Here is a 14281-nt window from a genome sequence, read left to right as displayed (position 1 = left end):
TGCCCCTTTCAGGACTGCGCAACGGAGGGGTGTTCTGTTGGAAAACCGGAGCGGGCGCTTCTAGCGGCCGGCCCGGGGGTCTAGGGCGTCGCGCAGGCCGTCTCCGAAGAGGTTGAAGGCGAGCACGGTGAGGAACACGGCGAGTCCGGGGACGAGCATGAAGGTCGGGTCGACCTGGTAGAAGTCCACGGCCGTGGAAAGCATCTGCCCCCAGGAGGCGTTCGGCGGCGGGGTGCCGACGCCCAGGAAGGAGAGGTAGGCCTCGAGCACGATGTTCGCCGGGATCGCCAGCGAGGTGTACACCAGGATCGGGCTGGCCAGGTTGGGCAGGATCTCGCGGAAGATGATCCGGCTCGGGCGCGCGCCCAGCACGCGGGCGGCGTCGACGAACTCGCGGTCGCGCAGCGAGAGCACCAGGCCCCGGATGAGCCGGGCCTGATACGCCCAGCTGAAGATGCCGATGACGGCGATCATGACCACCAGGTGCACGCCGTAGGCGCCGAGGCCGAAGGCCTGGCTGGGGATGATCGAGCCGATGGCGATCAGGAAGATCAGGATCGGGAAGGCGAGGAACACGTCGGTGATCCGGGAGAGGATCCCGTCGGTCCAGCCGCCGAAGTAGCCGGCCACGGAGCCGATGATGATGCCGAAGACCATCTGCAGCGCGGTCGCGGCCAGCGCCACGATGAGGCTGGGCCGCACGCCGATGACGATGCGGGCGAACAGGTCGCGGCCGTTGACGGGCTCGAGGCCGAAGGGGTGGGCGAGGCTCATCCCGCCGTGCGAACCGTAGGGCAGCAGGGAACCCGGGTCGACCAGGTTGCCGTTGAACTGGTTGGGATCGAGGCCCATCGCGTGATTGATGACGTTCGCGAAGATCGCCAGCAGAATCAGCAGCACGATGAACGAGCCGCTGACCATTGCGACCTTGTCGCGCTTGAGCCGGTCCCAGGCGATACGGCCTAGGGATCGACCCTCGATCGGGTTTCCCGGGATCGCCGGTATACCCACTTCGGCGGCTTCGTCGGCCGCCGTGTTCGGCACAGTCATCGTGGTATGACGTCCTCGTCGTTCGCGGTGGAACCCGTCGGGACCAGGTTTTGGTGAGCGGTACGCGGGATCTTACGTGCTTACCCCGAGCCTGCCGGACCGGGGTGGTACTGCAAGCCACATTCGTCGGATGTGATCCGATTGTGCGACATGATGGGACAAATCCCGTAATCGGGGTGGGCGACGGCCAAATTACGCAGGCCAGGGCGCCCGGAGCAACGGATTCTGCGGTCCGCGCCGTCCCTGATCGCGGGAATTCCTACCATGCCCCGTCTGGGAGAACAATCCTCGGCGTTGCTTCCCGGCGGAACACCCGTGCGGCAATGTGTGTCCGAACTGTGATGGAACCCGTACCTCTCCGAGTTCCAAGGCGGTTGTTGTCTTGATCATCCCATACTCGCTGTATGTGGTTGTTCATGCAGCCGTGACAACAGCTTCAACCGCGTGGACCAACGTCCGAGCACATCGTGGCCGAATCGTTGTCAGACCCGAGCCGTCCGGTCACCCGAGGAGCCCAGCTCCGGGCGGGTTACGCTGGTGAGCCGTGATCAGTTCTCCCGTGGACGCGCCGGATTCCCATCACCCGTTCGAGGCCGCTGTACGGCCGGATGGCGTCAACCCGTTTTCGGCCGCGGCACCCGAAACGAGTACTGCTCATGAATCGGGCGCCGGGCGCGAATCAGGGGCCGTCGCCGAATCCCGCGGCGCCGGGCAATCCGGAGCCGTACGGGAATCCGCGACGGTTGCGAGCCCTGCGAAGGCCGGCGAATCCGCGGGGGTTCCGGACGCCGTTTGGGACGTGGCGGTGGTCGGCGCAGGCCCGGCGGGGGCGAGCGCCGCCCGGGAGGCGGCCCGGGCCGGGGCGCGGGTGGTGCTGCTGGAGCGGGCGGCCTTCCCCCGGTACAAGACCTGCGGCGGCGGGCTGATCGGCCTGTCCCGCGCGGCGCTGCCCGAGGGCTTCGAACTGCCGGTGCGGCAGCGGATCGACGCCATCACCTTCACCCAGCAGGGGCGCCGCGAGCGCACCAAGCGGGACCGGGACGGCGGCATGCTGGCGCTGGTCAACCGGACCGATTTCGACCACGCGCTGGTCAAGGCCGCGGTCGAGGCCGGAGCGCAGCTGCGCGAGGGCGCCGTGGTGACCGGCGTCGAACAGGCCGAGGCGACCGGAAAGAGCACGAAAGACAGAGCGGCGCGGCTGGCGGACGGAACCGTGCTGCTGACGCTCGCGGACGGCTCCCAAGTGAGCGCCCGCGCGGTAGTCGGCGCGGACGGTTCGGCCAGCCGGGTGGCGCGCCACGTCGGCGTGACCTGCCGTCAGGTGGACCTGGGCCTGGAGGCGGAGATCCCGGTGCCGCCGGAAGTGGCGGCGCGCTGGGCCGGACGGGTGCTGATCGACTGGGGCCCGGTGCGCGGTTCGTACGGGTGGGTCTTCCCCAAGGGCGACACGCTGACCGTCGGCGTCATCGCGGCGCGCGGCGGGGGCGAGGAGACGCGCGCGTATTACCGCGACTTCGTCGAGCGGCTGGGCCTGGCCGAATTCCCGGCGGCCCAGGACTCCGGGCACCTGACGCGGTGCCGCACCGCGGACTCGCCGCTGTCGCGCGGCCGGGTGCTGGTGGCGGGCGACGCGGCGGGCCTGCTGGATCCGTGGACGCGCGAAGGCATTTCCTACGCGCTGCGCTCGGGGCGGCTGGCCGGGGAGGCCGCGGCCCGGATGGCCACCGTTCCGCAGCCGGCCGGTGAGCGCAGTGTCGAGGAGGCCGCGGCCGAGTACCGCGACCGGATCGAGGCACTGCTCGGCGCCGAGATGGCGGCCGGTGAGCGGCTGCTCGCGGCGTTCGAGAAACGGCCCGGCTTCTTCCACGCCGCGGTCACCACGCTGCCGGTCGCCTGGCGCGCGTTCGCAGAGGTCTGCCACGGCCGCACCACGTTCGCCGAACTGCTGCGCTCCCGCGCCGCGCAGGCTGCGCTGCGAGCCATCTCCTGAGCCCGGCCCCGGTCCCCGGGGGCCACCCTGCCGATCCCGGCGGCCTCTTGGCACACTATGAGTACGAGGTCTGTGACGCTCGGCCGGTTCGAGCGGTCGCCGCCCTCGTCGTCAATGCCGAGCAACCCGGATCGATTGGCGGATCGGTCATGCCATCGCGTTCAACTGCCGACGCCGAGCCGTGCTTCCCAGCCTCCGCGCCCGCACGCGGGCTGGCCGGCCGGTGCGAGCCGCTGGTCGACGCGTTCGTGCAGCGCATGGCCGCGGAGTGGGCCGTCCAGCTGCCCGACTATCCGTCGCTGCGCAGCGCCGACGTCGCCGAGGCGGCGCGACTGGCGGTGCTGACCTTCCTGCGGCGCGTTCAGGGCGCGGAGGCCGCGGTGCAAAACGCCAGGGCGGTGTTTCGGCGGCGCGCCGCGCACCGTGCGGAGGAGGGAATGCCGCTGCCGATCCTGCTGCGCACGTACACGATTTCCGCGCGCGTGGTGTTCGAAGAACTCTGCCGCACCGCACGCCCCGAGGAGACGGCCGCGTTGCCGGAGCTCGCCCGGCTGCTGCTCGCCACCCAGGACGAGGCGATCGACGAGGTCGCGCAGGCCTATCAGGAGGAGCTCGAGCTGCTCGGTTCGGCGCGCCGGGACCGCCGCCGCGAGCTGGTGCGCGACCTGATCGCGGGCGTGGCTCCTGAGGATCCGACGGCGCTTGAGGAGTTCGGCCTCGCGAAGGGCGCCACCGTGCTGGCCCTGGGGCTCAGCCGCGCCGAGAAGGGGTCCGGCGCCGAGCCGCTGCCGCTGGAACAGGCCGAACTAAGGCAGTCCGCGGTGCATCGGCGGCTGCATCGGCTGCACGAGGCCATCGACGTGTACTTCGGCGCGCCGATCCCCGCGCTGCTGGAGGGAACCGGCGGCCACGTGCTCGTGCCGCGATCCACCGGCGACGCCGCGACCAGCGCCACGGTGTCGTCGATCTCTGATGAACTCGTCCGCCGGCTCGCCGAGGCCTGGGGCGGCGGGATACGGATCGCGATGGCGTTCGCCGAGCAGCCCGAGCAGATAAGTTCCGCCGCGCGCACCGCGGGCGAGATCCTGCGGCTGGTGCGCGGGCTCGGCCGCCCGCCGGGGATCTACGCGCTGGAAGACGTGCTGCTGGAGTATCACCTGACCCGGCCCAACGAGAGTTCCGCTCGGCTCGGCGCCCTGCTTGACCCGCTGGCCGATCGGCCCGATCTGCTGCACACGGTCCGGGTTTTCCTGGAGGAGGGGTATGACCGGCGGCGCACCGCGGGCCGTCTCGGACTGCACCCGAACACCGTGGACAACCGGTTGGCCAGGGTGACCGAACTCACCGGGCTCAACCCGGCCACGCCGCGCGGCGTCGCGCTGCTTCTTACCGCACTCGCGCTGCGCGACCTGCGCTGACCGCGTTCCCGCCGGGATTCCCGCAGGACCGAAGCGACGGCCGCCTGACGCGTCGGTGCGCGACGACGCGGTTGCGGCAGGTATCGGACTCGGGCAGGTTGGACGGGTGACCATGGATGAGAACGCACCGCAGGACGCGGCTGAAGCACCGAAGAGCGCGGCCGGCGCCGACGCGCAGGTGACCCGCACGGCCGCCCGGCTGAGCGAATACGGGTTCTTCTTCGATTTCGACGGGACGCTCTCGCCGATCCAGCAGGACCCCGAGTCGGTGCAGCCGGTCCCGGGCGGGGTCGACGCGCTCGCCGCGCTCGCCGCGAACGCCCGCGTGACCGCCATCGTCTCGGCCCGGCCGGTCGCCTTCCTCGCCGAGCGGTTCGGCGGTGTCCGGGGCCTGCGTCTGCACGGCCTCTACGGCCTCGAATACTCGCCGGACGGCGGCGCGACGGTCACCACGGCGCCGGAGGCCGAACCGTACGCGCCGGTGATCGCGCGCGTCGTCGCCGAGGCCCGCGAAGCGTTTCCCGGCGCGCTGATCGAGGACAAGCGGCTGTCCTGCGCGCTGCACTTCCGCACCGACCCCTCGCTCGAACCGGGCATCGAGGCCTGGGCCACGCTGCACGCCGAGGCGTACGGCCTGCGGCTTCAGCACGGCCGGATGGTCGTGGAGCTCAAGCCTCCGCTGGACACCGACAAGGGAGCGGTCGTGCTGCGCGAGGCCGCCGGCCTGGCCGGGGCCTGGTATTTCGGGGACGATCTCGGCGACCTGCCCGCCTTCGCCGCCCTGGACAAGCTCGCCGCCGAGCAGCCCGGATTCCACGCGGTGCGGGTGGCGGTCGGCACGGCGGAAGGCCGCGGGGCGGCGCTCGCCGAGCACGCGGATGTGCTGCTGGATGCGCCGGAATCGGTGCCCACGCTGCTTGATTCGTTCCATTGAGGCTGACATGACGCAGGTGCACCGTGAGAAACTGTCCCGGTGAAGGAGCAACCCCGCACGCGCCCCGTGCCGCTGCTGTACGAGCCGGCCGCCGAGGAGCCGCAGGACAACCGGTTCTTCGGGCTGGACGACATCACCGACGCCGCGGAGTTGCTTGAGCGCGCCACCGACCTGCACTCGGCGTTCCGCGCGGCCGCCGATCGCGCCGGCGCGTATCAGGCCATCGCCGCGGCGGAGCTGACCGACCCGCGCCGCTTCGACCGCATCACCTATCCCGAACTGGCCGAGCGGATCGGAGTGACTCCGGCCGTCGCCGAGACCATGGCCGAACGTGGCCGGCAGATCCTCAAGGGCGAGGACGACGAGCACGGCAGCAGGTACTGAGATCCAAAGCCCGGGTTCACGGCGTCTCACGGTAGGGTCGGTCGGCGAAGGCCCGCGGATCGAACCGCGATCCGAGAACCGACCCCGGGACACAGGAGTGGTGAGCCGGCCTTGACCGCCGTCGCGAGTACCCCAGCAGCCGTCGGAGGCGAGGCCGCGCCGAACGGCGGGCTCGAGGCCCCGCCCCGCCGCTGGCCGCATGTGCTCGGCGTCGGCGCGATCGTCTCGCTCTACGCGGCGCTGTACTCGACCTACCTGCTCATCCTGCACTCGACGCTGCAGGACGGGCTCGCCGACGTCGGCGAGTACGACCAGGCCATCTCGGGCTACGCGCACTTCATGGGGCCGCACTCCCCCTTCGTCGGACTGCACGGCGCGGCCGACGCCGGGAAGCTGCAGCTGGCCGACCATTTCACCCCGCTGCTCGCGCTGATGGCCCCCTTCTACTGGATCCACGACGGCCCCGAGACGCTGCTGGTCGAGACCGCCGTGCTGACCGCGCTGCCGATCATCCCGCTGTGGCTCTTCGTGCGGCGGGCGGTGCGCAACTCGGGGCGCTTCGGCTCGCCGGCCGCGAACCTGTCCGCCTACCTGGTCGTCATCGGCTACGGGGTGACCTGGCCGCTGCAGATGGCGCTGTGGTTCGAGTTCCACGAGGTCTTCCTGGAACTGCCGATCCTGATGTGGATGATCGAGCGGGCGCAGGCCGGGCGGCTGCGGCAGGCCGCGCTGATCAGCCTGCTGCTGCTCGGCGTCAAGGACGACATGGGCTTCGTCGTCGCGATCTTCGGGCTCTACCTCGCCACCAAGGACGCGACGGCGCGGGACTGGGCGCGCTGGCTGCCGCGGGCGCTGCGGCGGCCGCGGCTGGTGCTGGACACGGTGCGGCGGCGCGACCGGGCGTGGTTCCTCGCCCTCGTGCCGGTCGGCATCGGCATGGTCTGGCTGGTGGCGCAGGTGCTCCTGCCGGCGGCCGGCGGCAGCCCGAACCGGAACTTCACCTACACCGAGTTCGGCCCGACCCAGTCCGCGGCGATCCACGCGATGCTGGGCGATCCGGGCAACACCTTCGGGACGCTGTTCAACTCGCATTACAAGCGGCAGACGCTTGAGATGCTGCTGTGGCCGGTGCTCGGGCTGTGCCTGCTCTCGCCGCTGAGCCTGATGGCCGTGCCGCTAGTGATGGAGCGGTTCCTGTCAGTCAATCAGCTGTACTGGGTGATGCCGTACCACTACAACGCGTTCCTGGTGCCGATCATCTTCTGTGCGGGCGTCGACGGGGCGCTGCGGGTCTCCCGCTGGCTGACCTCCGCCCGTCTGAGCGTTCGGGTCGCGAGGCGCGGGCCGTTTGTCCGCAGCGCGCTGATGACAGCGTTCGCGATGTACGTCGCCATATACGCGTGGTCGACGTTCGACCGCTACCCGATGCACCACATGACGCAGGCGTCGTTCTGGGACGTCTCGAATCCGAGCGTGGTGGCCGCGAAGCAGGCCGCGTCAAAGATCCCGGACAACGCGTATGTCGCCTCGGCGACGCAGGTCGGCCCGCAGCTGCTCAGCCGGGATAAGGTCGTGATGTGGGTTCCGCCCGGAGACCGGAACTATCCACCGCCGCCATGGGTGCTCGCGGACGTGCAGCGGACCTCTTATCCGTTCAAGAACGTGGCGGCGCAGCAGGCAGAGGTGCAGCGGCTCGAGTCGGCCGGTTACCGGGTCGTCTTCCAGAGCGACGGCTGGGTCGTGCTGCACAACGCGGCCCTTGGCTGAGCTGGGCTTGATCGACCTGGTCGACTCGGTTGAGCCGACCGTGGGACCCGAAAGACCGTCAGAGCCCGGTCGCTCCTCCACGAGGAATGACCGGGCTCTGACGTCGACTGACCGAAGGCATACCTGAGGCGGCCCGCTCCACCGTGCGGGGCCGCCCCCTTACTACACCACCTGATGCAGCCAGCGCACCGGCGCTCCGTCGCCGGCGCAGCGGAAGGGTTCGAGCTCGTCGTCCCAGGGCTTGCCGAGCAGGTTCTGCAGCTCGGCCTCCAGATCGCCGCCGCGCCCGGCGCGCAGCATCGCGGCCCGCAGCCGGTCCTCGGAGATCATGATGTCGCCGTGCACTCCGGTCACGGCGTGGAACACCCCGAGGTCCGGGGTCGAGGAGTAGCGCTCGCCCTCGGCGCCGACCGAAGGTTCCTCGGTCACCTCGAAGCGCAGCAGCTGCCAGCCGCGCAGCGCGGAAGCAAGCCTGGTCGCGGTGCCGGGCTCCGCGGTCCACGGCAGCTCGGCGCGCCAGGTCGACGGCGCGGCGGGCTGCCGCGCCCAGTCCAGGCTCACGCGCACGCCCAGGACTCCCGCGACCGCCCACTCGACGTGCGGGCACAGCGCGCGGGGCGCGGAGTGGATGTACAGGACTCCACGAGTAGGCACGGCGGTGTCTCCTTCGGTCGGCGATCGGTGGACGAGGTGCGCCTTCCCCAGCGGCCTTGTCCCGTAGCTGCCGACCCAGCGATCCGTCGCTGTGTCGCCTTCGCGAGTCGTACTTGTCTGTATATTCACTTATCAGGCCAACGCAACCACACAACCGGGCCAATCTCGCGATCGGTCCGTGCGGATGCACGAGGCGTCCGCAACTGCTGTGCAGAATGTTCCCCACAAACGAGCCGCCCTCACCTCGCGATGAGGCGAAGTTCTGTGGCTCGCATTGGCCGCCGTCAGCCTATCGCGAAACGGCGATCAACGCGTGGAACAAGTTCTGCGCTCGGGATGACGGACCCGCTCCGACCGGTGCCATGTGGCCCGGCACCTGGCCGATCAAGTATCGCCGTCCCGCCCCGAGACCTTATTGGAAGCATCCGGGGCCTGTCAGGAGCCCGTACGGGTGACAATCTGACGAAGGATCACCGGAGCGGACCGATCAGCGGCTCAGCCGGTCGTCCCAATCCTCGGGCCTTGTCACCCGGACGCTGGTCAAGACGCTGTCGCGGGTTAGTTCGGGTGGGCCATCGGCTCTGTCGCCGCGTCACTTCCGTACGGCCCGCGGACGACCGGAGTCTCAGTCAGCTCTTGCCCATGGTGCCGACCAGCGCCCAAACGGAGCAGCAGACGCCGGCGGCGAGCAGTGCGGCGCACAGCCAGCGGCTGCGTCTCGCCAGCGCGGCGCGGCGCAGGATCTTGCGTTCCACCGCATAGAGGAACGACAACTCCTGCGCGAGCCAGGCCTCGACGTCCGAGGCCGGCGGGCGTCCGTGGCGATCCATCAGCTATCCGCCCTCTCTGCTGCGCTGGTCTGCGCGACCGCGGCGGGCGAACCGGCCGGCGGCGGCACACACCGGTCTAAAAGCCGGTCGCCGGGAGGTTTCGGGCGAGAGCCCCGATCCACCCGGCATTGCGACTTTCTCCCAGACCAGCCGCGTGAACAAGACCTCCACGCAAGCGTTACTTAGCCGTGACATTAGTCGGATGTGCATTCCATCGCACACAACCACGTCAGGGCCGCGCTCAAGCCACGGTGGCTGCCAGGCCGATCGGCCATCCGGCAGGTTGGCTAGCGGTGTTCGCCGCGCGGCGGAGTGCGCTCGATCGTGAGCAGGGCCTCCGGCGCGTGGTCCGCCTGAAGCGTGGTGTGCTTGATCCCGTACTGCTCGCGCAGCAACTCCTGCAGCCGGCCGCGTACCGCATGGCAGTCCTGCCCCGGGACCACGAGGACGTGGGCGGAAAGGGCCGCGAAGCCCGAGGTGATGGTCCAGATGTGCAGGTCGTGCACCTCGGAGACCTGCGGGTCCGAGGCCATCGCGGCGCCGACCGCGGCCGGGTCGAGGCCGGCCGGGGCGCCTTCCAGGAAGATCCGCCACGAGTCGCGCACCAGCCGGTATCCGGCCCGCGCCATCAGGGCCGCGACGAAGAGCGAGGCGATCGCGTCGGCGCGGTCGAAGCCGGTGGTCAGCACCACGATCCCGGACACGGCGGTGGCGAGGAACGCCCAGGCGTCGCTCAGGATGTGCTGGAACGCGCCCTCGACGTTCAGGCTCGTCCGGTTGGCCCGGCTGATGAGCAGCGCCGCCGCGGCGTTGATCGCGATGCCGACGAGCGCGGTGGCGGTGACCGGTCCGCCGGCCACGTTCGGCGGCTCGATCAGCCGGCGCACCGCCGCATAGGTGAAGACGACCACGAGCACGAGCAGCGTGATCCCGTTGGCCTGCGCGGAGAGGATCTCGGCGCGGCGCAGCCCGTAGGTCCACGGCCCGCTGGCCGGGCGCGCCGCCAGCCGCATCGCGAACAGCGCGAGGCCGAGCGAGGCGGCGTCGGTGAGCATGTGGCCGGCGTCGGAGACCAGGGCGAGGGAGCGGGAGGCGAGGCCGACGGCGACCTCCGCGGCCATGAACGCGAGGATCAGGCCGAGCGCGGCGGTCAGATAGCGGCGGTCGGAATCCGCCGAGACCGCCGCGCCGTGGTCGTGCTCGTGGCCGTGCCCCTGCTCACCCATGGCGCCAGCATAGCCGGTAAAACAGCATATTGAGATATGACAATGACAACGGTTGTCGGCGTCGGTAGGGCGGCCGGGGTCAGCTCAGCTGCGGCGCCACCTGGGCGGCGATGAGCTCCAGGTGGTCGAGGTCGGACATGTCCTGGATCTGGAGGTAGACGCGGGTCGCGCCCGCCTGCGCGAAGCGGCCCAGGGTGTCGACCACCTGGGAGGGGGAACCGGCGTAGCCGTTAGTCCGCAGCCAGTCGAGGGAGACGCCGCTGGCCTCGGCCCGGCGCGCCACCTCGGCGTCGTCCTTGCCGACCACGGTGGTGCTGGCGATCGAGAGGATGATCGAGCCCGGGTCGCGGCCCAGCTCGGCCGCCGCGGCGCGCACCCGCTCGAACCCCTCGACCGTCTCCTCGAAGGTCCGGAAGCCGACGTTGAACTCGTCGGCGTACTGCGCGGCCAGGCGCGGAGTGCGCTTGGGGCCGCCGCCGCCCACGATGATCGGCGGGTGCGGCCGCTGCGCCGGCTTGGGCAGCGCGGGCGAGTCCTCCAGCTGATACGCCTTGCCCTGGAACGAGTAGGTCTCGCCCTCGGGGGTGTCCCACAGCCCGGTGACGATGGCGAGCTGCTCCTCGAGCAGGTCGAAGCGCTTGTCAGGGAAGGGGATGCCGTACGCGGTGTGCTCCTGGCCGAACCAGCCGGTGCCGAGGCCGAGCTCGGCCCGGCCGCCGGACATCTGGTCCACCTGCGCGACCTGGATCGCCAGCGGGCCCGGCAGCCGGAAGGTCGCGGGGGACACCAGCGTGCCCAGGCGGATGCGGGAGGTCTCGCGGGCCAGGCCGGCCAGCGTGATCCAGGCGTCGGTCGGTCCGGGCAGCCCGGAGACCTCGCCCATCTTCAGGTAATGGTCCGAGCGGAAGAAGGCGTCGAAGCCCAGGTCCTCGGCCGCCCTGGCGACGGCGAGTTGCGTGTCGTAGGAAGCGCCCTGCTGGGGTTCGGTGAAGATGCGCAGTTGCATGGCCCCATCCTGGCACCGCGATCACCGCAACGGGGGCGCCGGGTACGGACCGACGGCATGCGAGAGCCTTTACCAACGATTTTCCCGGGCCGCCTTGCCGCGCTGTGCTCCGATCATTAGCGTCGTGATCACGGTAGCGCTACCGGATCACCCACTCGACCGCCCGTCGCCCCCCACCCACCGGGGCGAACGCTTACGGCGGCTTTGTACCCACACACGCCCGCGATCGCGGGCTGCACCAAGGAGATCTGTCCGTGTTCCACCGCGCTATCCGTTCCATAGGCACCGCGGCGCTCGCTGTCACGCCGCTCGCCCTGCCCGCCGCCACCGCACCGGCCGCTGTCGCGGCCCCGCTGCTGAACGCGCCCATGCAGCACGTGCACGGCAGCCAGCCGCTCTTCCTGCACACCCACGGCACCAACGCCACCACCAGCAGCACCAACTGGGCCGGTTACGCCGCGCACGGCTCGACGTACACCAGCGTCTCCGCGTCGTGGGTGCAGCCCTCGGTGAACTGCTCCGCGGGCGACGGCTACTCCAGCTTCTGGGTCGGCCTCGACGGCTACTCGTCCAGCTCGGTCGAGCAGACCGGCACCGAGGCTGACTGCTCCGGCGGCACCGCGTACTACTCGTCCTGGTACGAGATGTACCCGGCCTACCCGGTGAACTACAGCAACACCGTGCGCCCCGGCGACCACTTCACCGCCACGGTCTCGTACCTGGGCTCGAACCGGTACCAGCTGGTGCTCAAGAACAGCACCGAGGGCTGGACCAAGACCACCACCAAGACCCAGAGCGGCCTGTCGCGCGCCTCGGCCGAGATCATCGCCGAGGCGCCCTACAGCGGCGGCGTGCTCCCGCTGGCCGACTTCGGCAAGGTGAACTTCACCGGCTCGACGGTCAACGGCTCCGCGCTGGGCGGCACGAGCTACGACAGCATCGACATCGTGGACTCGTCCGGAACCACTCAGGCCAGCACCTCGTCCTTGTCCGGAGGGACCTCGTTCTCGATCACCTGGAAGTCGCTGGACTGACCAGGCTGACGGCGGGTTCCGCCGTCGCGTTCGCCCGGCCCCGCCACGGCCGGGCGGACGCGGCGGCGCGTGAACCGGAGTTCGCGTCCCATGCCCCTCGTCCGCCAGGATGGAGGGGACGAATCGGGCATCGAAGGGACGCGAGCGGCGGATGGCAGCGAGCACGGCAGAGCGCTCGACCGGCCGAAAGGGGCCCCTGCAGGCCGCAGCCGACGGCAAGGGGCTGATGAGCGGCAGGTTGCGCAAGCCGTCCATGACTTACGCGGTCTGGTATCTGCGCATCGCCGCCTGGCTGAATCTGCTCGGCGCGATCTTCGTGTCCTTCGGCAACACGGTGCGCCAGCACAACTCGGGCGACTACTTCACGCCCTACACGATGACCGCGGGGTACTCCTCGGCGGCGTTCACCGCGTTCCTGGCCATCACGCTGGGCCGCCGCAAGCGCGCCGCGTGGATCTTCAACCTGATCCTGCTGACGCCGACCGCCGCGCTGTACATCTACGCGCTCTGCTTCGCGGAGTTCCGCGCTCATCCGTTCAACTGGTTTTCCACGGTGGTCACCACGCTAATGTGGCTGGCGCTGCTGTTCGGCCGCCGCGAGTTCTACGCGAAGGGCGACCGGAACAATCCGAAGCTCGCGGCTGCAGTGCTGCTCGGCGGCGGAGCGGTGGCGGTGTCCGTCGGCGTGCTGCTGGTCAGCGCGTTCGGCACGGTCGGCCGGTCCACGGTGGCGGACCGGATCAGCTTCACGCTGGCGCGGGTGGCCACGCTGGCCGGGGACGATGAGGCGCCGGACGGCCTGGTCGTACCGCACTGGATCGGCATCATCATCAACCTGATGAGCCTCGCGCTGTTCCTGCTGGTGCTGTACGCGCTGTTCCGCTCGCCCCGCGGCCGCTGGCTGCACTCGCCTGAGGACGAGGAGCGGCTGCGCGCGCTGTTGGACAAGCACGGCGACCGCGACTCGCTCGGGTACTTCGCGCTGCGCCGCGACAAGGCAGTCGTCTTCTCCCCCACGGGTAAGGCCGCGATCGCGTACCGCGTCGTCGGCGGCGTATCGCTGGCGTCCGGCGACCCTCTCGGCGACCCGGAAGCGTGGCCCGGCGCTATCGACTCATGGCTCAACGAGGCGTATCAGCACGCGTGGACACCTGCGGTGGCCGGGGCGAGCGAGGAAGCCGGGACGATCTTCCAGCGGCACGGTCTGACCGCACTCGAACTCGGCGATGAGGCGGTGGTCGAGGTCGCAGACTTCACCCTCGAAGGCCGGGCGATGCGTGTAGTGCGGCAGGCGTACAACCGGGTCAAGCGCGGCGGGTACACGGTACGCATCCGGCGACACGAGGACATCGATCCGGACGAGTTCGCGGCGCTGATCAAGGCGTCGGACCAGTGGCGGTACGGAGCGAGTGAACGCGGCTTCTCCATGGCGCTCGGACGGTTGGGTGATCCCGCGGACGGACGCTGCGTCATGGTCGAGTGCCACGATTTCGAGGGCCGGCTGTGCGCGCTGCTGTCGTATGTGCCGTGGGGAAAGAACGGCCTGTCGCTGGACCTCATGCGCCGTGACAAGGCGTCAGACAACGGCGTGATCGAGTACATGGTGATCGAGCTGATCCTGCGGGCCGGCGAGGTCGGCGTGGAGCGGATGTCGCTGAACTTCGCCATGTTCCGCGCGGTCTTCGAGCGCGGCTCGCGGCTCGGCGCCGGGCCGGTGCTGCGGCTGTGGCGGGCGGTGCTGCTGTTCTTCTCGCGCTGGTGGCAGATCGAGTCGCTGTACCGGGCCAACGCGAAGTACCGGCCCATCTGGGAACCAAGGTTCCTGCTCTTCGAGAAGAGCGCGGACCTGCTGCGCATCGGCATCGCCTCGGCGCGCGCCGAGGGGTTCCTGGAGGCACCGGGACTGCCGAAGTGGGTGCATCGCAAGCACCTCGAGTCGCACAGGTGAGGAGCACGGGGGACATGACCAGCGCCGGGAGCACGACGAG

Annotated in this window: 12 protein-coding genes; 7 read left to right on the top strand and 5 right to left on the bottom strand. The window is 70.2% G+C overall.

Features of this window, described 5'->3' with window-relative positions; all coding sequences use genetic code 11:
* Positions 1 to 60: 60 nt before the first annotated feature.
* Positions 61 to 1050, bottom strand: a complete 990-nt coding sequence (locus tag VFB40_RS19230) for an ABC transporter permease (RefSeq protein ID WP_324852602.1) — start codon at positions 1048 to 1050, stop codon at positions 61 to 63.
* Positions 1051 to 1849: 799 nt separating this feature from the next.
* On the opposite strand from VFB40_RS19230, the gene VFB40_RS19225 reads away from it, so the two are divergent.
* The 5 genes from VFB40_RS19225 (at position 1850) to VFB40_RS19205 (ending at position 7543) form a co-directional block, all read left to right on the top strand.
* Positions 1850 to 3040, top strand: a complete 1191-nt coding sequence (locus tag VFB40_RS19225; protein ID WP_324852600.1) for a geranylgeranyl reductase family protein — start codon at positions 1850 to 1852, stop codon at positions 3038 to 3040.
* Positions 3041 to 3189: 149 nt separating this feature from the next.
* Positions 3190 to 4458, top strand: a complete 1269-nt coding sequence (locus VFB40_RS19220) for a PucR family transcriptional regulator (protein WP_324852598.1) — start codon at positions 3190 to 3192, stop codon at positions 4456 to 4458.
* 112 nt (positions 4459 to 4570) lie between these two features.
* Positions 4571 to 5392, top strand: a complete 822-nt coding sequence (gene otsB / locus VFB40_RS19215; protein ID WP_324852596.1) for a trehalose-phosphatase — start codon at positions 4571 to 4573, stop codon at positions 5390 to 5392.
* 39 nt (positions 5393 to 5431) lie between these two features.
* On the top strand, positions 5432 to 5776 hold the full coding sequence (locus tag VFB40_RS19210; protein ID WP_324852594.1) for a DUF8844 domain-containing protein: 345 nt from the start codon (positions 5432 to 5434) through the stop codon (positions 5774 to 5776).
* Positions 5777 to 5887: 111 nt separating this feature from the next.
* Positions 5888 to 7543 carry a DUF2079 domain-containing protein gene (locus tag VFB40_RS19205; RefSeq protein ID WP_324852592.1) on the top strand — a complete coding sequence of 552 codons (1656 nt, stop codon included), beginning with the start codon at positions 5888 to 5890 and terminating at the stop codon, positions 7541 to 7543.
* 162 nt (positions 7544 to 7705) lie between these two features.
* Here VFB40_RS19205 and VFB40_RS19200 read toward each other — a convergent pair whose 3' ends face one another.
* The 4 genes from VFB40_RS19200 to VFB40_RS19185 all read right to left on the bottom strand — a co-directional run bounded on the left by VFB40_RS19200 (position 7706) and on the right by VFB40_RS19185 (position 11259).
* Complete coding sequence (locus VFB40_RS19200) at positions 7706 to 8197, bottom strand: DUF3145 domain-containing protein (RefSeq protein ID WP_324840917.1); 492 nt, start codon at positions 8195 to 8197, stop codon at positions 7706 to 7708.
* A 629-nt stretch (positions 8198 to 8826) separates the two neighbouring features.
* Positions 8827 to 9027 carry a hypothetical protein gene (locus tag VFB40_RS19195; RefSeq protein WP_324840918.1) on the bottom strand — a complete coding sequence of 67 codons (201 nt, stop codon included), beginning with the start codon at positions 9025 to 9027 and terminating at the stop codon, positions 8827 to 8829.
* A gap of 287 nt (positions 9028 to 9314) precedes the next feature.
* The gene (locus VFB40_RS19190; RefSeq protein ID WP_324852590.1) at positions 9315 to 10253 is read right to left on the bottom strand and encodes a cation diffusion facilitator family transporter; all 939 of its coding nucleotides are present in this window, start codon (positions 10251 to 10253) and stop codon (positions 9315 to 9317) included.
* 79 nt (positions 10254 to 10332) lie between these two features.
* Positions 10333 to 11259, bottom strand: coding sequence for an LLM class F420-dependent oxidoreductase (locus VFB40_RS19185; protein WP_324852588.1), 927 nt, complete (start codon positions 11257 to 11259; stop codon positions 10333 to 10335).
* A 254-nt stretch (positions 11260 to 11513) separates the two neighbouring features.
* On the opposite strand from VFB40_RS19185, the gene VFB40_RS19180 reads away from it, so the two are divergent.
* Positions 11514 to 12293 carry a G1 family glutamic endopeptidase gene (locus VFB40_RS19180; RefSeq protein WP_324852586.1) on the top strand — a complete coding sequence of 260 codons (780 nt, stop codon included), beginning with the start codon at positions 11514 to 11516 and terminating at the stop codon, positions 12291 to 12293.
* Between the two features lie 151 nt (positions 12294 to 12444).
* Positions 12445 to 14241 carry a phosphatidylglycerol lysyltransferase domain-containing protein gene (locus VFB40_RS19175; RefSeq protein ID WP_324852584.1) on the top strand — a complete coding sequence of 599 codons (1797 nt, stop codon included), beginning with the start codon at positions 12445 to 12447 and terminating at the stop codon, positions 14239 to 14241.
* Positions 14242 to 14281 lie beyond the last annotated feature (40 nt).

The sequence above is a fragment of the Actinocrinis sp. genome (assembly GCF_035650855.1).
Classification (GTDB): Bacteria; Actinomycetota; Actinomycetes; order Streptomycetales; family Catenulisporaceae; genus Actinocrinis.
The sequence above is the reverse complement of the archived record's forward strand: the minus strand, read 5'-3'. Positions and strand labels throughout refer to the sequence as shown.

Coding starts and splice junctions, on each gene's coding strand:
- VFB40_RS19230 (WP_324852602.1), bottom strand. CDS start 1,050: ATGACTGTGCCGAACACGGCGGCCGACGAAGCCGCCGAAGTGGGTATA.
- VFB40_RS19220 (WP_324852598.1), top strand. CDS start 3,190: ATGCCATCGCGTTCAACTGCCGACGCCGAGCCGTGCTTCCCAGCCTCC.
- otsB (WP_324852596.1), top strand. CDS start 4,571: ATGGATGAGAACGCACCGCAGGACGCGGCTGAAGCACCGAAGAGCGCG.
- VFB40_RS19195 (WP_324840918.1), bottom strand. CDS start 9,027: ATGGATCGCCACGGACGCCCGCCGGCCTCGGACGTCGAGGCCTGGCTC.
- VFB40_RS19190 (WP_324852590.1), bottom strand. CDS start 10,253: ATGGGTGAGCAGGGGCACGGCCACGAGCACGACCACGGCGCGGCGGTC.
- VFB40_RS19185 (WP_324852588.1), bottom strand. CDS start 11,259: ATGCAACTGCGCATCTTCACCGAACCCCAGCAGGGCGCTTCCTACGAC.
- VFB40_RS19175 (WP_324852584.1), top strand. CDS start 12,445: ATGGCAGCGAGCACGGCAGAGCGCTCGACCGGCCGAAAGGGGCCCCTG.